We start from the raw sequence: 25,503 nt of genomic DNA, 5'->3' as shown, positions 1-25,503 counted from the left end.
GGACCCCGGAAGGATTTTCCGGGGTGTCGCGGGGCGTCCTGGCTACTGTCGCAACAGACCGAGAACGCCGCTGGGAAATGCGGGCAACTCAACCTGCATCAACCGGCTTTGGCTAATGACGCTCACCGTCCCACCCGTCTTCTTCAGACAGAGAGATCGGAGTTTGTCATGCGCAAAACCATCACGACTGAGGGCGGTTTCCTGTCCATCGAGACGGGCAGCACCAAGCCCGACGCGACGACCATCGTGGAGCGGAAGGGACTCGGCCACCCCGACACCCTGGCCGACCACCTCGCCGAGCGGCTGTCCCGCGCTTACAGCCACTACACGGTCCAGCGCTTCGGCGCCGTGCTGCACCACAACTTCGACAAGCTCGCCCTCCTCGGCGGGGCCAGCGAGGTCCGCTACGGCGCTGGTGGGATGACGGCCCCGGTCCGTGTCTTGGTCAACGGGCGGGCCGCGCCCATGTGCGGAGGCGAGACGATCCCCGTTGAGGAGATCGTCGAGGCCGAGGTCAGGGCGTTCTTCGCCGAGCGGCTCCCCGAGGTGTCGGACCACCTCGACATCACGTTCAACATCACCAGCAACTCCAGCCCCGGCGCGGTCCTCACGGGCGACGCGGTGCCGGACCGTACCCGCTGGTTCAACCCGCGGTCCATCGACGACCTCCGCGAGCGGCGGGTGCGGCTCTCGAACGACACCTCCCTCGGCACCGGCTGGGCCCCGGAGAACGCCTTCGAGTCGTTTGTCCGCGAGCTGGTGAATCACTTCTCCGGCGAGAGCGACTTCACCCTCTCCCACGCCTGGTGCGGTTCCGACGTCAAGCTCATGGGCTACTGGGACGGGGACCAGGCCGACGTCGTCCTGTGCGTCCCGCAGAAGTCGCGCCATGTCGGCAGCCGCGCCGAGTACGTCCGCAACGCCGAGAGCGTCCTCGCCGAGTGCCACCGCATGGCCGGCCTTCGACTCCCCGGTGCACAGGCCCGCTTCCGGCTCAACGCCCGCGACGTCCCGGAGAAGGACGAGCTGTACCTGACGTACACCGGCAGCTCGATCGAGTCCGGCGACGAGGGTGTCGTCGGCCGCGGCAACCGGGTCAACGGGCTGATCACGCCACTGCGGCCGATGAACCTGGAGGGCGCCAACGGCAAGAACCCCGTCTACCACGTCGGCAAGCTCTACAACATCGCCGCCCAGCGCCTGGCCGAGCGGCTGCACGAGGCCACCGACGGACACGCGGAGGTACACCTGGTCAGCACCACCGGCCAGCGTCTCGACCAGCCGTGGCGGATCCTGGTCCGGCTGTCCTCCCCGGACGTCGAGACCGACAAGGTGCAGGCACTCGTGGCCGAGGCGCTGGAGGGCTTCCCTGCCCTCACGGACGAGCTGGTCTCCGACGGGATCGTGCTGAGCTGATGTCAACGCAGACGCTCGGAGATGTGCCCTCGGGGTGTCGGGAGCGGCTGCTCGCGCACTACGGCCCGTCGGCCCAGGAGTGGCTGGAGGCCGCCCCGGGCCTCCTCGCCGAGGCGGCGCAGCGGTGGGACCTCTCACTGAGGGGCTACCACGATGCCGGACACGCCTCGGCGGTCGCGCTCGCCGTGGCACCCGACGGGAGCCGGCTGGTTCTGAAGGCATGGGTCGACCCCGTCCGCTACCGCCACGAGATCACCGCGTTACGGGTATGGGCTGGCGGCCCGACTGCGAACGTAGCCGAAGCGGCGGATGACCTCTCGGTGGCGGCCCTGGAGCTGGTCGGCGGACGGCCCGGGGGCGCCGATCGCCCCGCACGGGAGACGCAATCGGTGGCCGCCGCGATCCACAGGCTCCATACCCTTGGCCGCCGAAGGCCCGGGCCGGGCGTGCCCAAGCTGACCGACTTCCTGCACGAGGTCGTTCTGCCTCGCATCCACCAACGAGCGCAGGCGCTCGACCTCGGCACCCATGAAGGACTCGTACAGGAGGCGTGCCACGGGCTCGCCGGCCTGAGCCAGGCCCCCACCCGGACGACGGTCCTGCACGCTGACCTGTACGCGGAGAACGTCATCTTCGACGCGCGGCGGCACCCGCGCCTGATCGATCCCCACCCAGTGGAGGGTGACGCAGTCTTCGACTGGGCTTTCTGGAGCGTCTATTACGACCTCGAACGGGGGATGGCCGATCGGTTGGCCACCGCCGCTCGGATCTCCCGCATCCCCGTACCGGAGATCCTGCCGTGGTGCAGGGCCCTCGCTGTCGATGGCCTCCTCTACTACAGGGAGATCCACGACTCCGCGGAACCGAAGATCGCCGCGGTGCTGTCCGATCTGCTGGCTACCGGAGCAGGGAGCGACCGATGACGACGTACGTCCTCCGTCACGGCCAGACGAACTACAGCAAGCGGTACCTGGTCAACGGCGACCCGACCAAGCACATCCACCTCAACGAGGAAGGCCGGCACTCCCTGCGCCGCGCCTGGACCACGCTCCCCCTGCACTCGGTGGCCACCTGGCTGACCAGCGAATTCCCGCGGGCTCGCCAGACGACCTCGCTGCTGATGGGTGTCCCGTCCGCCGGACTCGTGGTCGACGCCCGGCTGAACGAACTGGACTACGGGGAATTCGAGAGCAGCCCCTTCCTCGAATACGCCGTCTGGCTCGACACGCACGGCTCCGGCGAGCGCCCACCCGGCGCTTCCGAGTCCCAGCGCGAGGGCATCCGCCGGATGCTCGCCGGAGCGCTTGGGGCTCTGGAACGCCCTGGGCCCCGGGTCCTCGTCGGCCACGGCCTGCTGGTCTCGGTCCTCCTCTGGTACCGCGACCGCTCCGCGGGAGAAGCCATGCCGCTGTTCTTCCCCGAGGCCCCGTACGTCGAGCCGGTCGCCATCCCCGATGACGAGCTTCCCATTCTGATCACCACACTCCTGGACGATCTTGATTCGAGTGCGGGCAAGGAGATCACCGGCGCCAGTGACGCGGCGATATTGCGGATCAGTGAGGGGTCGACGGTTGCTAACGTCGATGGGGTATCCCCATCCCACTCGCTGGATAAAAAGGATCTTCCTCATGCATGACGCCCGCGCCCTGATTGAAATGGGTGCCGAAGCAGTTCGTCGGCTCGCTCGTCGCGGTTACTCCTTGGACCTGTCCCGGCTGGAAGACCTCCAGTCCCGGCGCAACCAGAGCATCCGCTCAGCCGACGAGCTGCGGGCGGAGGCCAAGCGGGTGGCGAGCGAGGTCCAGCAGACGGCGAGGCAGGGCGGCGACATCGCCAAGCTGAAGGAGCGGGCCCGCGAGCTGAAGGACCAGATCCGGGAAATCGAGACCGAGCAGGAGCAGGTACAGGAGGAGCTGAGCGCGCTCCTCCTGACCATCCCGAACCTGCCCGACGACGCGGCCCCGGACGGCGACTCGGAGGAGTTCGCGGTCGAGGTCCGGCGTGTGGGCACCCCTCCGGCCTTCTCCTTCGAGCCGAAGGACCACGTCGACCTGGGCGAGGGCACCGGCATCCTCGACTTCGCCCGTGCCACGAAGCTGTCGGGCCCCCGCTTCGCGGTCTCCCGCGGCGCCGGCGCCGCGCTGGAGCGCGCCCTGGCGACGCTCTTCCTCGACATTCACACCCGTCGCCACGGGTACGTCGAGCACGCGGTCCCCTACCTGGTCACCCGCAAGACGATGACCGGCACCGGGCAGCTGCCGAAGTTCGAGGAGGACCTGTTCAAGACCGGCGTAGCCGACCGTGAGCTGTTCCTCATCCCGACGGCCGAGGTACCGCTGACCAACCTCTACGCCGACGAGATCATCCCGCCGGCCGACCTGCCGCTGGCCCTGACCGCGCACACGCCGTGCTTCCGGTCCGAGGCAGGCTCGTACGGTCGTGACACTCGGGGCCTGATCCGCCAGCACCAGTTCGCCAAGGTCGAGATCGTCCAGATGGTCGACCCGGCGGACGCGGACGCGACGCTGGAGACGATGGTCGGCCACGCCGAGGCGTGCCTGAAGGAGCTCGGCCTCGCCTACCGCGTCGTCAAGCTGGCCGCCGGTGACACGGGCTTCTCCGCCCAGCTCACGTACGACATCGAGGTCTGGATCCCCAGCCAGAACACGTACCGGGAGATCTCCTCGATCTCGAACTTCGGCACCTTCCAGGCCCGTCGCGCGAACATCCGCACCCGAGGCGAGGACGGCAAGCCCAAGCTCGTCGCCACCCTCAACGGATCCGGCCTGCCCATCGGCCGCACCCTGGCCGCGCTCCTCGAACAGTGCCAGCAGCAGGACGGCTCCCTCGTCCTTCCCGAATCTCTCTTCCCGTACCTCGGCTTCCGCCGTATCTCGGCGGACGGAACACCGGAGGCATAAGTGCTCGTCGGCGTCTGCGACTTCCCTGGTAGCTACGCCTTTCCACCCGCCGGATACGGCGGGATCGAACGATGGCTGTGGGCGGTCGCCGTAGGCGCCCGGGCCGCAGGCGCCGACGTACACCTCCTCGGGCAGGGCTGGCTCACGGACCTGGAACACGACTGGGTCCGCAAGCCGGTCCGCCTAGAGGACATCACCGCCGGTTCGCTCGCCGAACGCGAGCTCCGCGACACCGGGTACGACCTCCTGGTCGTGGGGCACGAGTACCCCTCGCTGCCGGCCTGGACCCGCACCTGGAACGCTCTGGACTGCGACGTCGCCACGTTCCAGCACTCACCGGTCTTCCAGCACACCACCACCGCCTTCGACGGCAAGCGGTCCCGCCTCTACTGCTACTCGCCCGAGATGATCGAGCGGTACGCCGACCACCAGCCGATCCCCGAGCTGGCCGTGCACCTCGGCCTCAACGAGGAGGAGCCTCCGGCTGTCGCGGGACGGGATCTCGTCTGGCTGGGCCGCATCGACGCCGAGAAGGCGCCGCACCTGGCCGTACGCGCCGCCCAGATCCTGGGTCGGAAGATCCGCATCGTCGGCCCAGTCTTCAATCACGACTACGTGCAGAGCCACGTCCGCCTCTTCAGCGCGGACCACGTCGAGTGGGTCGGCGAACTCGGTGGCCCCGCCAAGACGGCCGCCATCCGTGATGCCTCGGTCTTCGTGTACACGTACGCCCGTACCTACGTGGAGGCCGGCGCCGCGATCTTCGGCGAGTCCCTCCGTGCAGGCACACCCATGGCCGCCCTCACCTGGCGCACCGGAACCTGCGCCGAAGCCGCCCTCTGCGACCAGACCGGCGCCATCACCGTGGCCAACCCCAACGAGGACGACGAGGCGGCGGCCCGTCGGCTGGCACACGCCATCGAGCAGGCCGAGGACCTCGGCCACAATCAGGTCCAAGAGATCGGCCTGCGCCGCTTCGACCCCGCGCGGCACTTCTCGGCAATGGCAGCCCGATCGTGCTGACTGCGGCCAGCAGTGCGGCCGGCGACGTCCTGGCCTTGCGAATACCCACCGTGCTCCGCACGGCATTAGGCCCCCACTGGGAGTTCACCGTCGATGGCCCCCGCGTCGAGATCCAGCACCCGCACCGGGGCACCCCCTACCGCCCGCCACGCCGGTCGCCTTCGTGGAGGGAACTCCTCCACAGCCTGCAGACCGCCTTCGCCGACATCGGCGCTCCACGCGACGACTGCCTCCCGCTCCGCTGGGGGCGCGACACAGAGCTCACCATCTCAGCAGTCCAGGCACTCGACCCGCTCCTCAAGGACGGCAAGCGCCAGACGTACCGACGCGGCTTCCTCCCCCAGCCCGTCGTCCGCTTCACCGGTGAACGCGACGTCTCGGGCGCCCTACACGACGGCTTCCTGACCTCCTTCGTCAACGTCTCCCGGGTACAGCCCATAGAACGACTCGACGAGTACGGCGCCATCCTCGACGGCTGGCTCTCCGTCCTCTCCCAACTTGGTTTCCACGCACGCCATGTGAGCGTCCACGGGAGCCTCACCCCCTGGCGCCGGCGCGAGGTCGCAGGCATCACCCTGCACTGCCGCCACCTCGGCCTCGGTATTGGCGACATCGTCCTCCTGTGGAACGTCGAGGACCCGACCTGCATGGCCGTAGACCTGGGAACCGGCCTGGAACGGCTCGCCTGGGCGCGCACCCAGCAACACTGGCAGTACCTGATCCACGGGTGCTTCGCTGACGTGGCACCTCCAACGACGCTAGATGCCCTTCGCACCGCCACGCTCCTCCTTGGTCACGGGATCAATCCCGCGCCCCGCGGGGCTGGGGGCGTCACGCGGCGGGTCATAGGCACGATTGACCCTGATGTTGCACACCTCGGCGTCAGCGCCATCGTCCGCGAGGCGTTCGGCTACTGGTCTCTCTTCGGCGTCCTGCCTGTCCCGTGGCCGACAATCGCGTGCCTCATCGAGGAAGAGCTGCGCCGGTAGACCCCGGCGCCGATACCCGTGCCAGAAGCGCAAACACGACCGGCGGCTGGGATGACGCCCCAGCCGCCGTGCCCGTGGCGGTTCGCCGTCAGGGGCCGTGCAACAACGACGGGAGTGGTCGCGCAAGCTCCGCAGGAGTGTCCCGAAAAGGAACGCGCTAGCGCGGCGGTCACAGATCGCCTGCCTGTTGCATGTGCCTCTGGGGCCAACGCCGTTCCTTGGCGTTGGCCCCAGAGGTGTTCACGGGTCAGGCCTGGGTGGTCAGCCCCTGGATGAGGGTGTGGGCTTCTGGGCTGAGGCCTTCAAGAATTTCTCGCGTGTAGGGGGTGTCCGGGCGGGCTGTGACGTTCTGGATGGCGGTCCAGTTCGCGCTGATCTGCTCGATGGCCTGCTGTGTGCGCTGGATATTCTCCTGCCGCTGGGTGTGGTGCTGTTCGGCGAGCTGGTGTGCTTGCTGCCAGGTGATCTGTCCCTGCTCGGCGAGGTGGGTGTGGGCAGGTGTGGTGTCGCCGTCGGCATGCCGGACGGCGTCGATTTCCTTCACACGCTGGCGGAGGCGTTCTTCATCGAGTCGCCAGCCGAGCTTGGTGGTTGCCTCGTCGAGGGTGAGGAGCTCTTCGGCGACCTGTGCGGCGAGGTCGGGTGCGTGCATCAGCAGGTTGTCGTACTGGTCGGTCATCGCAGCGGCTTGGGCTTTGCGGCGGCAGACTTCGTCGTAGGCGGCGTCGAGCCGTAGTGCACCGATGCGGACCTGTTCGGCGAGGCCGGGGCCGTGTTCGAGTACGACGTTGGCGCGGGAGAGCACGCTGAGACTGATCGTGTGGAGCTTGGCCTGGGTGCGCAGGGAGTGTCCCGAGAGTGAACGCGCCATCACAGTGATCATGGCCTGCTGACCCTTGCTGATGTGCCGGCGGTACAGGTTGGCGCTGAGGATCAGGGCTTGGGGGCTGTCGCCTTCATAGCGGGTGAAGCGGGGTTCGACGCCAGCGAGTTCGCAGGCGGCGAGGCGGTTGCGGCCGTCGAGAAGGACGCCGTCGCGGTCGAGGACGATCTCCTTGATCTGGCCTTCGGTCTTGATGGACTCCGCGAGGTCGTGCAGTTCGTCCTCGGGGAGCATGGGGAAGATGGCGGCGATGGGGTGGATTTTCAGGGTGGTCTCCTTGTCGGGTGGGATGTGAGGGTCAGCGCGTACGGCGCGGTTGAGCGGGCAGCACGGCCGAAGCTGGTGTGGGAGCGGGATGGCCTGTGGCCGGGTGCGGGTCCAGGTCGGCGAGCCGGTGCAGTCGCCATACGAGGACGTCGCTGAGGGAACCTGCGGTGTCCAGTTCCCGGTGGCCCATGGCCTGGACGAGCAGGGCGGCCGGGTCGTGTCCGGCGGTTTTCGCGTTGTTGAGGGTGACGGCGAGGGCCGGCCAGCCAGGCTCGGCCATGATCTGGTCGGCCAGCTTGGGCAGGACCTGACGGACGAGCGTGGCCTGCTTCTGTTGCAGGGGGAGGGTCAGGGCGAGTCCCCGCTGGTAGATCACGGTGATGGGTTCGGTGGCGGCGGCCTGGTAGGCGGCACGCAGGTGCGCGGCGCTCCGGTGGGCGGCTTCGGCTTGCTGATCGTGGTGGCGAGTGTGGTGCCAGTGCCGACTGGCGATGACGGCGAGGAGCACTGCGTCGAGGAGGATGGCGAGGAGGGCTCCGTCCTTAGGTGCGGGTTCACGCAGGATCGCCTTGACGGCGGATCGGGTGGCTTGGGCTTGCTGGTGCCTGGCCCGGATGTGGGAGCGGCTGGCGCGTTCAAAGGCGGCTGCTGCCTGGCGGAGTTGGGGCCGCAGGTGGGCGGGTGCGATCAGGGGGAGTGCGTCGAGGGTTTCGGCGAGGACGGTGATGTGGGCCTGGCCGGTCGCCTCGTCACTGTTGTCGAGAATCTCCGGGATGCGGCCGGTGGCCTCGGTGACCCGCTTCCACGCATTGCGCCTGCCCGTGGACTGCCTGCCTGCCGGCACCGGGCTGGTGGCGGTGAGACGTTCGGCGATCTTCGGGTAGGAGAGGTCTGGGGCGAGAGTGGAGCCGGAAAACCACACCGGCTCCCCTTGGGCGTTCCTGTCGCCATCGAGCGCGATCTTGTAGCCGCGGATGTCACCGGAAGGGAAGTACTGGATCTCCACGAGGGCGCCGGCGCCTTCGAGGAGGGTGAAGAACTCCTCGGTGCTGGTGGCGACGGTCACGGCAGTCCGGGCGATGGTTCGCAGGCGTTCACGCGGCGTGGCGGAATAGCCGGAGCGCTGGGCTTTCTCCTTCTCTGCTCGGGTCGGGCGCTTGGCTGCGGTGCGGTCGCCGCGCAGGACTTGCCGCAGGCCGTATTCCTTCTCGATGACGGCGAGTTCCTGGTCGGCGCGTAGGTAGTCGTTCCAGTTCCGGGGCGGGGTGAGGTCGCCGCGGACTTTGGTGGCGACGATGTGGATGTGGTCCTCCGCATGGCGCACGGCGGCCCACCGGCAGGCGTCGGGGTCGCCGGCGGGGGCGATGCCGGTGGCGTTCAGGACGCGGCGGGCGATCGTGGCCCACTCGTCGTCGGACAGGGTTCGGTCTTCGGGTGCGGCCCGGACCGAGCAGTGCCACACGTGCTTGTCGGGCGCGCGGTTGCCTGCCTGTACGACGCGCAGGTCCAGGACTGCCGTGAGCTGGGCGAGGGTGGCGGTCTCATCTCGTCCGGGGTCAGGGGCGAAGCCGTCGAAGGAGGCGACGAGGTGGGGGTCGGTGTGCTCGTTAGCGCGTCCGGGTCCGTAGAGGTAATGCAGGACACCTCGGGTGTTGGCGCCGGGCCTGCCGATCTTCGCGATCAATCAGGCCGCCTGCTTCGCTACGGCCGTCTGGAACGCGGCGGTGTCGATCGCCTCGGCTGCGGTACGGGCGAGGGCGAGGAGACGTTCGGCCTGGGCCAGGACGGCACTGTCCACAGGATGGGGATGGCCGCCGGAGTTGAGTTTGAAGGCGATCTGGTTGACGTTCTTGCCGATCGGGGAGATCTCCGCGCGAAGGGCGGCGAGCTCGTCGATCAGGTCGTCGAAGGAGGTGCGCTGGCCGGGGATCTCGAAGTGGCCGTGGAGGTAAGCCATGACGATCGCGCCGACGAGATGCGCGGCGGCCAGGGCCAGGCGTTGGGCTTCGGCGAGGATCGACTGCTTCTCGGTGACGCTGTAGCGGACGTCGACGCGCTGGGTGCGCTGGACTTCTTCGCGGGCGCGGCGGCGGGCGACGCGGTACAGCGCTGCTTCATCAGCGGCACGCACGACGTCGGGAACGCCGAAGGGTTCGCTCGCCCCTCCCTGCTCCGGTGCGCCCTCGCGCCGGAGCTCCTCCGCCACCCCCGGGGCGGAGGCTGCGTTGGACCGGCCCTTGGACGGTCCAACGCCATACCTTGCTGCCTGGTCTGGGGCTGGGGTGGAGGGTATGTGTCCGGAGCGTGTGGGGAGTTGGTTCGGGTTGTCGTGCATGGGGAGGCTCCTGGGCGGGTCTGGGGTGAGGTGGTGGGGTCACGGCGATGGAGACCGTGAACGAGGGGCCGCCCCCGTGTCGGGTCTGTGCGGGGGCGGCCGTCGAGGGAAGGACGGAGCGGTCAGGCCGGGTCGTCGGCCGTGATGCCCGTTTCGGCGTGGATGATCTTCATCGCCTTGACCACGCGGTCCTTGGCGACGGGATGGCCTGCGCCTCGGACCGTGGCCTCGAACTTGGTGCGCTGGATCAGTCCGTCTGGCCCTCGTGGGACCGTGCGTCCGATCGCGACGAGCTGGTCCACGCTGGCGCTGGGGCGCCGGCCCTTCGGCTTGGCCGCCGGGGTCGGGGTCGGGATGTCCGCGACAGCGGGAGGGCTTTCCGCCACATCGGTACCGCCGGCCTGGGGCATGGGTAGTTCCGCCAGTGGCTCTTCCGCCTGGCGGGCGGAGGGTTCGTGCTGGGCTTGGTGGTGGCGGGTGAGGAGGTAGAAGTGGACGGCTCCGGCCAGCGCGAGGGGCGCGATGGCGGAAAGTGCGCCGACGGTCACGTCGTCCAGGTGGATCCCTTCATGGCGGATCTGCTGGTTGAGGCGGATCGCGTGCAGGGCGTTGGCCCACACGCTGGTGAGGGTTGCGACGCCGACCAGCGACCACACGTACAGGCGGGCTCGCCAGGGTGCGGTGCGCATGAGGAGGAGGGCGCCGGTGCCGATGGCGATGAACCCGTCGATCAGGATGGGGAAGGCGTAGGTGAGCGGGCCGGGGGTGTTAGTGGCGACGGCCATCTGGCGCAGGGCTGCGTAGGAGAGGGCGAAGCCGGTGACGCCGATGACGGCGATGCCCACGCGGATCGCGATGAGGCCCCCGCTGCTGGGGGTGGTGATGGCGGGTGCGGACAAGCGGAGGTACTCCAAAGGCGCAAGGGATGGGGCGGCCACGCCGGGCATGCCGGAGCTCGGCGTGGCCGCCTATGGGGGTGGGGAGTCGTTGCGACTCGTCGCGGGCCTGGTCAGGGCAGGTACGGGTCGGGTGTTGATGTCGAGTCGACTCGTTGCGGGCCGATGACTCGTAACCGGTCTGACCTGCGGCGCGACGGGTCGCGACGGGTGGTGCCAGGTCAGGCGCCGGTGGCAGGTTCCGGCTGGGGCACGGGGCAGTAGCGTGCCCAGGCGTCGGTGAACTGCAGGCGGGTGAAGCCCTTGGCCTGGACGTCGCCGTGGAAGCGGCGGTTGGCGGAGCTGATGCCGTAGTCCTTCAGCAGGATCTGCAGACCGCGTGGGGTCAGGCCGTTGGCCGTGTAGTCCGGCCAGGGCGTCTCCTCGTCCTTGTTCAGGATGTCCAGGAGGCGGCTGGTGCGGATCACCGGCGGATTTCCCTCAGCGGCGAAGGCGCGGCGAATGTCGGCCAGCAGCCGGATGCCCATGCCGCTGCTGTCCTGGTCCTGTTCCGCCTCGTGCTTCGTCATCGCCTGGCAGGCGGCGCGGGCGCGCTCGGACCAGCCGCCTCCGGCGAGGTCGGCGACAGCGACCAGCGGCTCCCACGTATCAGCGGCTCGGTCCTCCACCGGCATGGCGGGGGTCAGCTCCACCGCCTCGGCGTGGAGGGGGCCCAGCCAGCGCACGAGGCGGTCGCGGAGGGCGTTGAGTGCGGGGATGTCGCGGGCGCTGCGGAATTCCGCCACCTTCTCGCCGGGCCTGCGGCGGCGCATCCGGATCACGACCGACCGGTCCATGATCGTGTCGGGCAGGTCGCCGATGCCGGCGAGGGCGGCATGGCGAAGGTGGGGAACTTCGACACCTCGTGGTTGGGGCCGGAGACCCGCAGGGTGGGCCGGTTGCGCTGGTGGCCCGCGTTCAGCAGGCCGCGCATCTCCTCGTTCTTCTCCGCCACCTTCGCCGAGCCGAACAGGGTGTCCGCCTCGTCGACCAGCAGGGTCGGCGGCGTCTCCGTGATCGACCGGAAGATCGCGGCGGCCGAGGCGTTCACCGTGACCAGCGGGTCGTGCACGGTCTCGGTGATCACGTCCAGGAGGCGGGACTTGCCGCAGCGTTTCGCCGGACCGACCACCGCCAACCGCGGGGCGTGCTGCCAGGCGGTCTGTAGATGCGTAGCCGCTACCCACAAGACCACCGCTGTCAGCGCCTCATCACTGGGCAGGATGACGTAGCGCCTGATCTGCGCGGCCAGGTCATCCAGGGCCTGTTCCCCTTCAGGACGGGGCCCGAAGGGGAGGGCACCTTGCTCGGCCAGTGAGGCATCGGGGACGGCGTCCGACTGCTCCACCGAGGCGAGATGGGCTCCTGGCTGGCCGGGGATCGCGGTCACCGGCCAGTCCGTCTTGGCGGGTGCGGCAGGGGGCGTGGATGTCGTAGGTTTCAAGAGGCAGCTCCTTCTCTTGTGGCCGCGTGTGTGCAGGCCACTCGGGTCGACCGTGTGATCGCGTGTGTGGGTATTGCCAGGGCCTCCGACGTTGGCGCGTCGGGGGCTCACCCATTTCCCAGGGGGCACTTGGCCGCGCCGGGGGAACACGAACAGTACGTACGACCCCCGGCACAGTCCAGCGCTTCTGTGTCAGCTCAGCGCAGAACCCTCTGATACCTTCCCTCCCCCTCAAGCGGCCAGACCCAGCAGATTCAGCAGGTCCGCCGTAACCACGCGGTACCCGTTGCCCACCCGGAGCACCTTGCACGGGTACTGGTTGCGCTTCGCTAGCTCATAGCCCTTGCTCCGCCCGATCCCCAGAGCACGGTTGCCTGTCTCCAGGTCAACGGATACCGGAAGGGCCAGCAGCTGATCCCGGCTCATCCCATTCGGCCCGGTTCCAGTCGGGTTATCGCGCACTCGGCGCCCCTCTCGTCACAGCCCACGGCGAACACGTCATCGCATCCGGCTCCAGGCGTATGAGTTCCATGATGAAAAAGCTATTGTGTCTGCATGACACAACGCCGTTTCGATGATGAAGACGAGGACGACTTCCCGGAATGGGTCGACCGGATCAAGCAAAACGTCGCCGGCGAGGTCCGGCGACGGAGGAAGGAGATGCGCTGGAGCGCACAGCGCCTGGCCGATCGCTGCGAAGAGCTCGGCCACCCCATCCCGCGCAACGTGATCGCCAACCTGGAATCAGGCCGCAGGGCCAACCTGCCCCTGATCGACGTCATGATCCTGGCCGCCGCCCTGTACACATCCCCGATCTGCCTGATCTTCCCCGTCGGCTACGTCGAGGAGACCCAGGAACTTCCCTTCCACGAGCTCATCCCGACCTGGGAGGCCATGCGGAAGTTCACCGCCGAGGAGCCCAGCCACGACGCCCTCGACTCCGGACTGATCCCCGACTTCAACCGGCACGCCAGCCTGGTCCGCACCGTCGAGGCTGCCCTAAACGAGGTGGAGCGGGCTGAGTTCGCGGTGAAGACGGCGACCACACCCACCCAGCGCGAGGAAGCCGAACGCAGGAAGGACGACTACGCCAAGCGTGCTGACCAGGCCAAGTGGAGCCTCCTTGGTCTCCGCGAGGACATCCGCGAAGAGGGCGCCACCCCGCCAGAGCTGCCACCAGCACTCACCGGCATCGACCTACCCGACACCGACGACGACGAGGACGACATTTGAAGGGCTCCACCTACCGCCGCTGCTCCTGCCGCGACCCCAAGACCGGCAAGGAACTCGGCACTTCCTGCCCCAAGCGCAACAGCAGGAACCACTGCACCTACTCCATACGCCAGGAGCTGCCGCCCCACGAGGACGGCAGTCGGCGATCCTTCGCCCGTGGCGGGTACAGCAGCCTCAAGGCGGCCCAGGCCGACCTCGACCACGTACGAGCCCTCCTGGGACTCGTAGACGCCGACGACCCCGAAGGCATACAGCTGGTCGCCGAGATGCTCGCCGAAGTCAGCGGCGAGAAACTGCCCCTGCCCGAGGTGGAGGAGACCCGGCGGCGGCTCAAGGCCGGCCAAGACCTCGTCGGCAGCCTGACCGTCGCCGAGTGGCTGGACCGCTGGCTGGCGGGCAAGCGGATCCGGAAGTCGGGCATCAGCCGGTACGAGACCGACATCCGCGTGCACCTCAAGCCGCGCATCGGGCACCGGCGCCTCGACCGGCTGAGGGTCAGCCACCTGAGCGAGATGTTCACGGCCATCGCCGACGGCAACGCCGAGGTCCTGGAACAGAACGCCCAGCGGCGTGCTGCCGTGGAGGAGTTGGCGACGATCCCGTGGAAGGGCGGCGAGAACCGTGCTCGCCGGAAGGCGCTGAAGGCTGCGCTCGACGCGATGCCGGCCTTCCGCCGGGTGACAGGTCCGGCGACGCGCCAGCACGTGAAGGCGACGCTCCGCGCGTCCCTGAACGATGCGATCGGGCAGCAGATCATCACGTTCAACCCGGCGGCCCACGTCGAGATCGATCCGGTGCGCAAGCCGAAGGCGCTGGTGTGGACGGACGAGCGGGTCGCCAAGTGGGAGCAGACCGGCGAGAAGCCCTCCCCGGTGATGGTCTGGACGCCGGAACAGACAGGCGCCTTCCTCGACTTCGTCGCCGACGACCGGCTGTACGCGATGTGGCACCTGATCGCGTTCCGCGGCCTGCGGCGAGGTGAGGCGTGCGGACAGCCGTGGTCGGAGACCAATCTCGACCGGCACTCCCTCACAGTGACGGGGCAGCTCGTCCAGGACGGCTGGGAGGTCGAGGCGTCCGAGCCGAAGACGGACAGCGGGTGCCGCGTGGTCGCGCTCGATGACGACACCGTCGGCGTCCTGGAGCGGCACCGCAAGCAACAGGGGGCCGACCGCGCGGAGTGGGGGTCTGCTTGGGTGAACACGGGGCTCGTCTTCACGCAGGAGGACGGCTCCTGGCTCCACCCGGGCAAGGTGACCGATCTCTTCGAGCGGCTCGTGACGGCCTCCGGGCTGCCGCCGATCCGGCTGCACGACCTCCGGCACGGAGCGGCCACACTCATGCTGGCCGCCGACATCGACATCAAGATCGTGTCTGACACCCTCGGGCACAGCGACACCCGGATCACGCGCGACATCTATCAGAGCGTGCTCCCCCACGTCGGCAAGAGCGCCGCCGAGGCCACCGCCAAGCTGGTCCCCCTCCAACGCAAGGCGGAGCAGGAGGAGCAGGCCCGCAAGGCCGCCAAGAAGGCCAAGCAAGCCGAGAAGGCGAAGGCCAAGGGGAAGAAGCAGGGCAAGGCCAAGAAGGCCGCGAAGAAGGGCTGACGCCCCCTCCGCTCACGCATCGCTCACGCACGGGGTTTCGGGCCCCAGGCGACGCACGCGCCGTCTGACCCCGGAAATAGCAAAACCCCCAGGTCACGGCGAGTGAGTCCTGGGGGTTCTACAGAGCCGCCTTCGGGATTCGAACCCGAGACCTACGCATTACGAGTGCGTTGCTCTGGCCAGCTGAGCTAAGGCGGCACCGCTGGGAAGACAAGAATTTCCCTGGTGGGAGGCTCTCATCAGCAGCGGCGCCAAGTCTACAGGGTTAAACGGGGTGCCCCGAACAGGGGCCCGGAACGGCCCCGTCGCCGCCGGGTCAGCACTTCTTTCGGTCCTCCGGAGCCTTGCCTTCGAGGAGGTAGCGGTTGATCGCCGAGTCGATGCAGGTGCTGCCGCGGCCGTACGCCGTGTGGCCGTCCCCGTCGTAGGTCAGCAGGACGCCCGAGTCGAGCTGGCCCGCCAGGGCCTCGGCCCACTTGTAGGGGGTCGCCGGGTCGCGGGTGGTGCCGACCACCACGATCGGCGGGGCCCCCTTCGCGTGCAGGGCCTCCGCCGTGCCGGTGGCCTTGGCCGGCCAGTACGCGCAGTTCAGCGAGGCCCAGGCCAGGCCCGCGCCGAAGACCGGAGATGCCTTCTCGAAGGAGGGCAGGGCCTTCTCGACCGCCTCGGGACCGGCGAAGGCCGGGGGCTGGTCGAGGCAGTTGACGGCCGCGTTCGCCGACATGAGGTTGGCGTACTTGCCGTCCTGCCCGCGCTCGTAGTAGCTGTCGGCGAGCGTCAGCAGCCCGTTGCCGTCGTCATCGTTGATCGCGGCCCCGAGCGCCTCGCGCAGCTGCGGCCAGGCGTTCTCGTCGTACAGGGCGGCGATCACCCCGGTCGTCGCCAGCGATTCGCCGAGCGCCGGCCGCGCCGTGTCGGTGGTCGGGACCGGCTGGGCGTCGACCTTGCGGAAGAACTCCTTCAGGCGTTCCGCGATCTGCTCCGGGCTGCCCTGGCCGAGCGGGCAGTCGGTCTGCTTCGCGCAGTCCGCCGCGAAGGCCCGGAAGGCGGTCTCGAAGCCCTCGGTCTGGTCCCGGTTCAGGTCGATCGCCGGCCGGGAGGGGTCCATCGCCCCGTCCAGGACCAGCCGGCCGGTCCGCCCCGGGAAGAGGTCGGCGTACGTCGCCCCGAGGAAGGTGCCGTACGAGGCTCCGACGTAGTTCAGTTTCTCGTCGCCCAGCGCCGCACGCAGGACGTCCATGTCGCGGGCGGCGTCGACCGTGGACACGTGCGGCAGGATCCGCTGCGAGTGCGTCCGGCAGGCGCCCGCGAACTCCTTGAAGGCGGCCACCAGCAGGGCCTGCTCCGCCGGCGTGTCCGGCGTCTGGTCCACCTGCGTGTACTTGTCCATGGCCGGGCCGTTCAGGCATTCCACGGGGCTGCTGCGGTCCACCCCGCGCGGGTCGAAGGAGACCATGTCGTACGCGGCACGCACCGGGGCCGGGTATCCGATGCCCGCGTACGCCTGGAGGTAGCCGATGCCGGAGCCGCCCGGGCCGCCCGGGTTCACCACCAGCGAGCCGAGCCGCTTGGCGGGGTCGGTGGCCTTGCGGCGGGCCACCGCGATGTCGATGTCCCCGGCCCCGGGGTTCCCGTAGTCCAGCGGGACCTTCAGGGTGGTGCAGTCGAAGCCGGGCACACCGCACTCGCGCCAGCTCAGCTTCTGGTCGTAGTACGGGCGCAGCGCGGCCGGAACGGCGCCCGGCTCGGCGGACTGCGCCTCGGAGGCCCCGCCGGACGAAGCGGAGGCGCGGGGCGTTCCCGAACCGCCCGAGGTGCACCCGGAGAGCAGCAGCCCCGCAGCGGCGATCACGGTTCCGGTGGTGCGCAGCAGGCGACTGGTGTCCATTCCCGGAGCCTACGGCCTGCGGCCGTGCCCGGGGCGGTGGCACCCGCGCCGGGCGGCGGGCACCCGCACGGGCACGGGGCGCCGCCCCGCAGGGACCGGCGGCGTCCGCAGCCCGCCGCGCGGACCCCTCGAACGGGTGAGGCCGTCAACCGGAGTCGCCTGCGCGGAACGATCCGCGGAGCCGCCCGCGTCAGCCCGCGCGCAGCGACATCGTCATCGCCTCGACGGCCAGCAGCGGGGCGACGTTGCGGTCCAGCGCCTGCCGGCACGCGATGATCGCCTCGATGCGTCGCAGCGTGCGCTCCGGGCCCGACTCCCGGGCGATCCGGTCCAGGTCCTGCCTTATCTCCTCGTTCGCAAGGGCCAGCGAGGAGCCGAGCTGGAGCGCCAGCACGTCCCGGTAGAAGCCGGTGAGGTCGGTCAGGGCCAGGTCGAGGCTGTCGCGCTGCGTACGCGTGCGCCGGCGCTTCTGCCGGTCCTCCAGCTCCTTCATCACGCCCGCCGTACCGCGCGGCATCCGCCCGCCCGTGCCCGCTCCCGCGCCGAGCGCGGCCCGCAGCTCCTCGGTCTCCTTCGTGTCGACCTCTTCCGCGACCTGCTTGGCGTCCTCCGCCGCGGCGTCCACCAGCTCCTGCGCCGCCTTCAGGCAGTCGCCCACGTCGGCCACCCGCATCGGCAGCCGCAGTACGGTGGCCCGCCGCGAGCGGGCCGCCTCGTCGGTGGCGAGCCGGCGGGCCCGGCCGATGTGCCCCTGGGTCGCACGGGCCGCGGCCTGCGCCACGACCGGCTCGATGCCGTCGCGCCGCACGAGCACCTCGGCGACGGCTGCCACCGGCGGGGTGCGCAGCGAAAGGTGCCGGCAGCGGGAACGGATGGTCGGCAGCACGTCCTCCAGCGAGGGCGCGCACAGCAGCCACACGGTCCGCGGGGCGGGCTCCTCCACGGCCTTGAGCAGCACGTTTCCGGCGCCCTCCGTCAGCCGGTCGGCGTCCTCCAGGACGATGACCTGCCAGCGTCCGACGGCCGGGGAGAGCTGCGCCCGGCGCACCAGCGCCCGGGTCTCCTTCACACCGATGGAGAGCAGGTCGGTACGGACGATCTCCACATCGGCGTGCGTACCGATCACGGTGGTGTGGCAGCCGTCGCAGAACCCGCAGCCCGGTTCCCCGCCGAGGGCGCGGTCCGGACTCGTGCACTGGAGCGCGGCCGCGAAGGCGCGGGCGGCGGTGGCCCGCCCCGAACCGGGCGGTCCGGTGAACAGCCAGGCGTGCGTCATCTTGGAGGCGGCCGGCGGCGGGGTCCCCGCCTCGATGGCGGTGACCAGGGCGTCGGCGTCGACGGCGGCGGCGGCCAGCTGCGCCTGGACCCGCTCCTGTCCCACCAGGTCGTCCCATACGGGCATCCCGCCCACCACCTTTCCCCTCGCGAACCGCCCGAACCGTCCGAAGTCCGAACCGTCCGTACCGACCGTGCCGTCTGCTCACCCAGTGTGGCGGCTCCCACCGACAATCCCCGTCAGCGGCGGCGCGGCCCCCGGCCCCGGTCGTCCTCGTCGTCCCCGCGCGGTCCGAGCAGCTCGTCCGCCAGCGTCGGCAGATCGTCCAGCGGGGTCTCCTCCGCCCAGTCCGAGCGGGGCCGGCGCGGCCGGCCGTCCTCGGCGAGCTGCGGCAGTTCGCGGGTCGCGTCGTTGCCCGAGTCGCGGAAGATGCCCGGCGGGACCCGGTCGGCCGGGTTCTCCTCGGGGCGCTGCGCCGTCGGCCGCGTAGCGGAGTACGGGGCCCTGGGCGCGGCCGGCCGCGCGGCCGCAGCCTCACCCGCGGCCGTGGGCCGTACGGGCGGCAGGACCGCGGTCTCGTCCGCCGGCCCCGTCGCGCGGACGGGCGGCAGAACCGCCGTCTCGTCCGCCGGACCCGTCGCCGGACCGGCCTTCGGGACCGGGACCGTCTGGGTGACGTCGTCGGGCCGCACGACCCGCTTGACGACCGGGGTCTCGATCGTCACGTCCTCGTCCTCGCGCGGCTCCTTGCGCAGGTCGGCCTTGGGCGCAGAAGCCGCCGGAGCAGCGGAAGGCGCCGGAGCCACGGAAGGCGCCGGAGCCACGGGAGCCGCCGAAGCAGCCGCGACCGAAGCCGCCGCGGCAGCCGCAGCCGCCGCGGACTTCGCCGCCGCCTCCGCCGCCGAGGCCTCGGCCAGCCGCCGCGCCTCCTCTGCCTTCAGCAGGGCCTCCTCGGCCCGCCGCTGCTTCTCCAGCCGGCGCTCCTCGGCCTCGGCGTGCAGCCGGGCCTCCTCCTCCGCCTGCTTGCGCAGCCGCTCCTGCTCCACCGCGCGGGCCTTCTCCTCGGCCTCCAGCCGCAGCCGCTCGGCCTCGGCCCGGGCGCGGGCCTCCTCCTCGGCGCGCAGCCGCTCCTCGCGCTCCTTGCGGGCGGCCTCGGCCTCGGCCGCGATCCGGGCCTCCTCCGCCTCGCGGGCCTTGCGGGCCTCTTCCTCGGCGCGCAGCCGGGCTTCCTCGGCCTTGCGCGCGGCCTCTTCCTCCGCCTTGCGCTCGGCCTCCTCGATGGCGAGCCGGTGTGCCTCCGCCTGCGCGGCCACCTCGGCCTCCGACAGCGGGAGCATCCGGTCCAGGCGGTGCCGCACGACGGTGCTGACCGACTCCGGGTCCTGGCCCGCGTCGACCACCAGGTAGCGTCCGGGGTCGGCCGCGGCCAGGGTCAGGAATCCGGCGCGCACCCGCTGGTGGAACTCCGCCGGCTCCGATTCCAGCCGGTCCGGCGCCTCCGTGAACCGCTCGCGGGCCGTCTCCGGCGACACGTCGAGCAGCACGGTCAGGTTCGGTACGAGGCCGCCCGTGGCCCAGCGCGAGATGCGGGCGATCTCGGTCGGGGACAGGTCCCGGCCGGCGCCCTGGTAGGCCACCGAGGAGTCGATGTAGCGGTCGGTGATGACCACCGCGCCGCGCTCCAGGGCGGGCCGTACGACGGTGTCCACGTGCTCGGCGCGGTCGGCCGCGTAGAGCAGGGCCTCGGCGCGGTTCGAGAGTCCGGCGGAGGACACGTCGAGCAGGATCGAGCGCAGCCGCTTGCCGACCGGGGTGGCCCCGGGCTCGCGCGTCACGACGACCTCGTGGCCCTTGGCCCGTATCCAGTCGGCCATCGCCTCCACCTGGGTGGACTTGCCGGCGCCGTCGCCGCCCTCCAGGGCGATGAAGAATCCGGCGTCGGACGCGGCCTGGACCGGCTCCCCGCCGCGCAGCGCCTCGCGCAGGTCGCGGCGCAGCGGTACGCCGCTGCGGTCGTCGGCCTTGGCCAGGACGATGACGGCGACCGGCAGCAGCAGGGCGCCCACCAGCATCAGCGTGAAGCCCGCGCCGCCGTGGGCGAGCTCGACCTCGCTGGCGGTCAGCCGGTGCGGTCCGATCAGGGCGGCCAGCAGCGGCGCCGCCACGGCCCCGACGGCCACGGCGACCCGGACGACGGCCTGCAGGTGCTCGGTGACCCGGGCCCTGCGGAACTCCTCGGTCTCCTGGTCGAGCAGCGTGTGCCCGGTGTTCGCGGCGACGCCCGCGGCGCTGCCGGCGAGCAGCGAGAGGAACACCACCGTCGAGGTGTCCGGAACCAGCCCGGTCAGCAGCAGCGCCAGCCCGGCCACCCCCACGGCCAGCGCCAGCAGGCGGCGCCGGGACAGGGCGGGGAGGACCTTGCCGGCCTGGGTGGCGCGGATGCCGAGGGCGGTTCCGCCGAGCAGGGCCAGTACGAACAGCGAGAACGCGGCCGCTCCGCCGCCCAGGTCGGTGGCGTGCAGGACGGCCACCGCGGCGGCGGAGGCCACGGCCCCCGCGACGGCGGCGCAGACGAGGACGAGCAGCGGGATGGCCCCGGTGCGGCCCTTCTCCGGCCGGTCCCCCGCCTTGGGGGCGCGCAGCCCCTCCAGCGGGGAGCGGGGGCGCGGGGTCTTCGTCGCGGGCAGCACCAGCGGGAGCAGCAGCGACACGGAGGCCGCGAACAGGCCGGAGGCCACGTACGAGCCCAGCGCCGCCTGGTTCTCGGCGAACCAGCCGATGCCGAGGCCGAGCGCCTTGCCGATCAGCGTCGCGGCGAGCAGTGCGGCCGCGGCGATCGGCATGGCCGCGAAGGCGGTGCGCAGGTTCAGCCGGCGCAGGGCGTCGAGATGGTCGGGCAGCGGCCGTACGGTCGCCCCCTCCGGCGGCGGCGCCGGCAGCAGGGCGGGCGCGGCGCTGTCCTTGGCCAGCCCCCACAGCCGCTCGGCGGCGCCGGAGACGAAGACGGTGGCGAGCAGGGCGGTCAGCGCGTTCGGGCCGATCCAGTCGAGCCACAGCGGGGCCACGACGAAGAGCGCGAGCCGGATCCCGTCGGCGCCGATCATCGTCCAGCGGCGGTCCAGCTTGCTGCCGGGGGCGGTGAGCTTGGCCAGGGGGCCGAGGAGGACCGCGCCGAACAGGACGGTGGACACCACGCGGACGCCGAAGACGGCGGCCACGGCGAGGGCCCAGCCGGTGTATCCGCCACCGAAGGACCCCTGGTCCACCGCGGCCTGGAAGACCAGCAGCACCAGGACCAGCAGGGCGAGGGCATCGCCGATGCCGCTCACCAGCTGCGCGCTCCACAGACGGCGCAGCCCGGGGGTGCGCAGCAGGGCGCGCACCGCGCGCTCGCGGGAGTCCGCGGCGAGGGCTTCGTCGTAGGTGGGGGCGGTGTCGGTGGTGGCGGTCACGACCGTTGGCTGCTCGGCTCGCGTCATCCGCCCAGCCTATCCGCTGCGCTGGGCGGGTGCGGAGGGCTGTGGACAAGGTCCGGTGTGACCCCCGACCCACCTCCCCGGGGCTCCGCCCGCGGGGTCCGTGCCGCCGCTGCGCGGGGCTGGTCCCCTACCCCCCTTCCACCGTTCCCCGGGCTCCGCCCGGACCCGGGAAGATCCTGGGGCTCCGCCCCAGACCCCGGTCCTCAAGCGCCGGACGGCTGAAACAGCAAGGGCCCGTGCGCATTGCACGGGCCCTGCCGGTGACTACTCGTCCGCCGCGGCGGCCGCCGTCTTCTTCGCAGCGGTCTTCTTCGCGGTGGCGGTGGTCTTCTTCGCCGCCGTCGCCTTCTTGGCCGTCGTCGTCTTCTTGGCGGCGGCGGTCTTCGTCGCCGTCGCCTTCTTCGCGGGAGCCTTCTTCGCCGCCTTCTTGGCCGTCTTCTTCGCCGGGCCCTTGGCGCGCTTCTCCGCGAGCAGCTCGTAGCCCCGCTCCGGCGTGATCGTCTCGACGTCGTCGTCCCGCCGCAGCGTCGCGTTCGTCTCGCCGTCCGTCACGTACGGCCCGAACCGGCCGTCCTTGACGACCACCGGCTTCTCGCTGACCGGGTCCGTCCCGAGCTCCTTCAGCGGCGGCTTCGCCGCCGCGCGCCCCCGCTGCTTCGGCTGCGCGTAGATCGCGAGCGCCTGCTCCAGGGTGATGGCGAAGAGCTGGTCCTCGGTCTCCAGCGACCGCGAGTCCGTGCCCTTCTTCAGGTACGGGCCGTAGCGGCCGTTCTGCGCGGTGATCTCCGCGCCCTCCGCGTCCACGCCCACGACCCGCGGGAGGGACATCAGGCGCAGCGCGTCCTCGAGCGTGACCGTGTCCAGGCTCATCGACTGGAACAGCGAGGCCGTCCGCGGCTTCACCGCGTTCTTGCCCGTCTTCGGCGTGCCCTCGGGCAGGATCTCCGTCACGTACGGCCCGTAGCGGCCGTCCTTCGCGACGATCTCGTTCCCGCTGATCGGGTCCTTGCCGAGCGCGAACTCGCCGCTCGGCTTCGCGAAGAGCTCCTCCGCGTACTCGACCGTGAGCTCGTCGGGGGCCAGCTCCTCCGGGACGTCCGCCCGCTGGTGGCCCTCGGCGTCCTTCTCGCCGCGCTCCACGTACGGCCCGTAGCGGCCCACGCGCAGCACGATGTTGTCGCCGACGGGGAAGGAGGAGATCTCCCGGGCGTCGATCGCGCCCAGGTCGGTCACCAGCTCCTTCAGGCCGCCGAGCGCGTCGCCGTCGGCCGGCACGACCTCGGTCGCGTCCTCCGCGCCGAAGTAGAAGCGCTTCAGCCACGGCACGGACTGGGCCTCGCCCCGCGCGATGCGGTCGAGGTCGTCCTCCATCTTGGCGGTGAAGTCGTAGTCGACGAGCCGGCCGAAGTGCGTCTCCAGCAGGTTGACCACGGCGAACGACAGGAAGGACGGCACGAGCGCCGTGCCCTTCTTGAAGACGTACCCGCGGTCCAGGATCGTGCCGATGATCGACGCGTACGTCGACGGGCGGCCGATCTCCCGCTCTTCCAGCTCCTTGACCAGCGAGGCCTCGGTGTAGCGGGCCGGCGGCTTGGTCGAGTGGCCGTCGACCGTGATCTCCTCGGCCGACAGCGCGTCGCCCTCGGCGACCTGCGGGAGGCGCTTCTCGCGGTCGTCGAGCTCGGCGTTCGGGTCGTCCGCGCCCTCGACGTAGGCCTTCATGAAGCCGTGGAAGGTGATCGTCTTGCCGGAGGCCGAGAACTCGGCGTCACGTCCGTCGCTCGACCGTCCGCCGATCTTCACGGTCACCGAGTTGCCGACCGCGTCCTTCATCTGCGAGGCGACGGTCCGCTTCCAGATGAGCTCGTACAGGCGGAACTGGTCGCCGGTCAGACCGGTCTCGGCCGGAGTGCGGAAACGATCACCCGAAGGCCGGATCGCCTCGTGCGCCTCCTGCGCGTTCTTGACCTTGCCCGCGTAGGTGCGCGGCTTCTCCGGCAGGTACTCGGCCCCGTAGAGCTGCGTGACCTGCGCCCGCGCCGCCGACACCGCGGTGTCGGAGAGGGTCGTGGAGTCGGTACGCATGTAGGTGATGAAGCCGTTCTCGTACAGCTTCTGCGCCACCTGCATCGTCGCCTTCGCACCGAAGCCGAGCTTGCGCGAGGCCTCCTGCTGGAGCGTCGTCGTACGGAACGGGGCGTACGGGGAGCGGCGGTACGGCTTGGACTCGACCGAGCGGACGGCGAAGGAGGTCTCCGCCAGCGCGGCGGCCAGCGCCCGCGCGTTCGCCTCGTCGAGGTGCAGCACCTCGCTCTTGAGCTGCCCGGTCGAACCGAAGTCGCGGCCCTGGGCGATCCGCTTGCCGTCCACCGTGTTCAGGCGGGCGACCAGCGTGGAGGGGTCGGAGGCGTCACCGGCGCGGCCGGTGGCGAAGGTGCCGGTCAGGTCCCAGTACTCGGCCGAGCGGAAGGCGATGCGCTCGCGCTCCTTCTCGACCACCATGCGGGTGGCCACCGACTGGACGCGGCCCGCCGACAGCTTCGGCATGACCTTCTTCCACAGGACCGGCGAGACCTCGTAGCCGTAGAGGCGGTCGAGGATGCGGCGGGTCTCCTGGGCGTCGACCATGCGCTGGTTCAGCTCGCGCGGGTTGGCGACGGCGTCGCGGATCGCGTCCTTGGTGATCTCGTGGAAGACCATCCGGTGGACGGGGACCTTGGGCTTGAGGACTTCCTGCAGGTGCCACGCGATGGCTTCGCCCTCGCGGTCCTCATCGGTGGCGAGGAAGAGTTCGTCGGACTCGGCCAGCAGCTCCTTGAGCTTCCTGACCTGGGCCTTCTTATCGGCGTTGACCACGTAGATCGGCGCGAAGTCGTGCTCGACGTCCACGCCGAGCCGGCGGACCTCACCGGTGTACTTGTCGGGAACCTCGGCCGCGCCGCTGGGGAGGTCGCGGATGTGCCCGACGCTCGCCTCGACGACGTATCCCGGGCCGAGATAGCCCTTGATCGTCTTCGCCTTGGCAGGGGACTCGACGATGACGAGTCGGCGGCCGCCCTTTGCGGTCTCGCTAGTCGGGGACAACTTGGCTCTTCTCTCCGGTCGGCACTCGGTCGCAGTACGGCGACGCTGCGGAGTGTGACGGTACAACCCGCCCCCGTGTCAAACGGCAGAAGCCCGCAACGGCCACTCGAACGGTAACCCGACAAGTGCCATTTCTGCCGCCCGGATGCCGCGCCGGGCCCTGCGCGCTCACCGGGCAGAGTGGCCGAGGGGCCGTCTGGCCCCGCCCCAGGACCCCGCCCCACATCGTGCTTTACGATCCTGCGCGCATTCCGGACGAGCGGAGGAAACCCGGCGCCCCGCGCCGGACGTGAGCGACATCCGGCCGATTCCGCGCCCCCGATCCCCGGCCCCGCCCCGCCGGCCCGAAGCACCCACCCCCACAAGCGACCACCACCCCGGCCACCGGGGCGACACCACCCCGGCCCCGTGAGCTTCGCCTCAGGCGGCCGCCGCCCTCACAGCCGTCCGAGGCACCAGGCCCCGAGGGCCAGCGAGACCGCGCCGGCGAGCAGTGCCAGCGGTACGGCCATGAGGGGGCGCACGCCCTCGGCCACCGGCGCGCCGCGTGCGGCGCGCGCCCCCGTCCAGACCAGCAGAGCGGCCCCGAACAGCAGGAACACGGCCGCTGCGAAGATCGCCGGACCGTGCTCCATGCCATTCCCCTCATCCCCCGGGCCGCTCCCGGGATCCCCCCGGATCCCGCTGCCGGGAGGATTTCAGCCGGGGGGAGACAGCGGGCGA

Annotated in this window: 18 protein-coding genes, 1 tRNA gene and 1 pseudogene; 8 read left to right on the top strand and 12 right to left on the bottom strand. The window is 70.8% G+C overall.

What is annotated here, in order from left to right:
• Nucleotides 1-168: 168 nt before the first annotated feature.
• The 6 genes from NLX94_RS26310 to NLX94_RS26285 are packed head-to-tail and all read left to right on the top strand — an operon-like array spanning nt 169 to nt 6,349.
• Nucleotides 169-1,416 (top strand): methionine adenosyltransferase, encoded by a 1,248-nt coding sequence (locus NLX94_RS26310; RefSeq protein ID WP_254385575.1) that lies wholly within the window; start codon nt 169-171, stop codon nt 1,414-1,416.
• The gene (locus tag NLX94_RS26305; protein WP_254385574.1) at nt 1,416-2,339 is read left to right on the top strand and encodes an aminoglycoside phosphotransferase family protein; all 924 of its coding nucleotides are present in this window, start codon (nt 1,416-1,418) and stop codon (nt 2,337-2,339) included. The genes NLX94_RS26310 and NLX94_RS26305 overlap by 1 nt, the downstream gene beginning before the upstream one ends.
• Complete coding sequence (locus tag NLX94_RS26300; RefSeq protein WP_254385573.1) at nt 2,336-3,052, top strand: histidine phosphatase family protein; 717 nt, start codon at nt 2,336-2,338, stop codon at nt 3,050-3,052. Before NLX94_RS26305 ends, NLX94_RS26300 begins: the two co-directional genes overlap by 4 nt.
• Nucleotides 3,045-4,337 (top strand): serine--tRNA ligase, encoded by a 1,293-nt coding sequence (gene serS / locus NLX94_RS26295; RefSeq protein ID WP_254385572.1) that lies wholly within the window; start codon nt 3,045-3,047, stop codon nt 4,335-4,337. The genes NLX94_RS26300 and serS overlap by 8 nt, the downstream gene beginning before the upstream one ends.
• Nucleotides 4,338-5,360 (top strand): glycosyltransferase, encoded by a 1,023-nt coding sequence (locus tag NLX94_RS39445; protein WP_254385571.1) that lies wholly within the window; start codon nt 4,338-4,340, stop codon nt 5,358-5,360.
• 50 nt (nt 5,361-5,410) lie between these two features.
• Nucleotides 5,411-6,349 carry a hypothetical protein gene (locus NLX94_RS26285; RefSeq protein WP_254385570.1) on the top strand — a complete coding sequence of 313 codons (939 nt, stop codon included), beginning with the start codon at nt 5,411-5,413 and terminating at the stop codon, nt 6,347-6,349.
• 247 nt (nt 6,350-6,596) lie between these two features.
• Here the strand turns inward: NLX94_RS26285 and NLX94_RS26280 are convergent, their stop codons facing one another.
• The 6 genes and pseudogenes from NLX94_RS26280 to NLX94_RS26255 all read right to left on the bottom strand — a co-directional run bounded on the left by NLX94_RS26280 (nt 6,597) and on the right by NLX94_RS26255 (nt 12,639).
• Nucleotides 6,597-7,466, bottom strand: a complete 870-nt coding sequence (locus tag NLX94_RS26280; protein ID WP_254385569.1) for a ParB N-terminal domain-containing protein — start codon at nt 7,464-7,466, stop codon at nt 6,597-6,599.
• A gap of 64 nt (nt 7,467-7,530) precedes the next feature.
• The gene (locus tag NLX94_RS26275) at nt 7,531-9,183 is read right to left on the bottom strand and encodes a relaxase/mobilization nuclease domain-containing protein (RefSeq protein WP_254385568.1); all 1,653 of its coding nucleotides are present in this window, start codon (nt 9,181-9,183) and stop codon (nt 7,531-7,533) included.
• Complete coding sequence (locus NLX94_RS26270; protein ID WP_308402535.1) at nt 9,184-9,705, bottom strand: plasmid mobilization relaxosome protein MobC; 522 nt, start codon at nt 9,703-9,705, stop codon at nt 9,184-9,186.
• A 251-nt stretch (nt 9,706-9,956) separates the two neighbouring features.
• Nucleotides 9,957-10,733, bottom strand: a complete 777-nt coding sequence (locus NLX94_RS26265; RefSeq protein ID WP_254385566.1) for a DUF2637 domain-containing protein — start codon at nt 10,731-10,733, stop codon at nt 9,957-9,959.
• Between the two features lie 218 nt (nt 10,734-10,951).
• A pseudogene (locus tag NLX94_RS26260) lies at nt 10,952-12,030 on the bottom strand (DUF3631 domain-containing protein).
• A 414-nt stretch (nt 12,031-12,444) separates the two neighbouring features.
• Complete coding sequence (locus NLX94_RS26255; protein ID WP_302170506.1) at nt 12,445-12,639, bottom strand: hypothetical protein; 195 nt, start codon at nt 12,637-12,639, stop codon at nt 12,445-12,447.
• A 129-nt stretch (nt 12,640-12,768) separates the two neighbouring features.
• On the opposite strand from NLX94_RS26255, the gene NLX94_RS26250 reads away from it, so the two are divergent.
• Complete coding sequence (locus tag NLX94_RS26250; RefSeq protein WP_254385564.1) at nt 12,769-13,446, top strand: helix-turn-helix transcriptional regulator; 678 nt, start codon at nt 12,769-12,771, stop codon at nt 13,444-13,446.
• A complete protein-coding gene (locus tag NLX94_RS26245) occupies nt 13,443-15,053 on the top strand; it encodes a site-specific integrase (RefSeq protein ID WP_254385563.1) in 1,611 nt (536 codons plus the stop codon). The genes NLX94_RS26250 and NLX94_RS26245 overlap by 4 nt, the downstream gene beginning before the upstream one ends.
• Nucleotides 15,054-15,177: 124 nt before the next feature.
• On the opposite strand, the gene NLX94_RS26240 is transcribed toward NLX94_RS26245, so the two are convergent.
• The 6 genes from NLX94_RS26240 to NLX94_RS26215 form a co-directional block, all read right to left on the bottom strand.
• Nucleotides 15,178-15,251, bottom strand: a tRNA-Thr gene (locus NLX94_RS26240).
• 118 nt (nt 15,252-15,369) lie between these two features.
• A complete protein-coding gene (locus NLX94_RS26235; protein ID WP_254385562.1) occupies nt 15,370-16,941 on the bottom strand; it encodes an alpha/beta hydrolase in 1,572 nt (523 codons plus the stop codon).
• Nucleotides 16,942-17,131: 190 nt separating this feature from the next.
• Entirely contained in the window at nt 17,132-18,343 is a 1,212-nt protein-coding gene (locus NLX94_RS26230) for a DNA polymerase III subunit delta' (RefSeq protein ID WP_254385561.1), read from the bottom strand.
• A gap of 113 nt (nt 18,344-18,456) precedes the next feature.
• Nucleotides 18,457-21,696 (bottom strand): dTMP kinase, encoded by a 3,240-nt coding sequence (gene tmk / locus NLX94_RS26225; protein WP_254385560.1) that lies wholly within the window; start codon nt 21,694-21,696, stop codon nt 18,457-18,459.
• Between the two features lie 264 nt (nt 21,697-21,960).
• Nucleotides 21,961-24,780 (bottom strand): type I DNA topoisomerase, encoded by a 2,820-nt coding sequence (gene topA, locus NLX94_RS26220; RefSeq protein WP_254385559.1) that lies wholly within the window; start codon nt 24,778-24,780, stop codon nt 21,961-21,963.
• Nucleotides 24,781-25,217: 437 nt separating this feature from the next.
• Nucleotides 25,218-25,415 carry a hypothetical protein gene (locus NLX94_RS26215; protein WP_254385558.1) on the bottom strand — a complete coding sequence of 66 codons (198 nt, stop codon included), beginning with the start codon at nt 25,413-25,415 and terminating at the stop codon, nt 25,218-25,220.
• Between the last annotated feature and the right edge of the window lie 88 nt (nt 25,416-25,503).

Source organism: Streptomyces sp. TBY4 (assembly GCF_024213195.1).
Classification (GTDB): domain Bacteria; phylum Actinomycetota; class Actinomycetes; order Streptomycetales; family Streptomycetaceae; genus Streptomyces.
The sequence above is the reverse complement of the archived record's forward strand: the minus strand, read 5'-3'. Positions and strand labels throughout refer to the sequence as shown.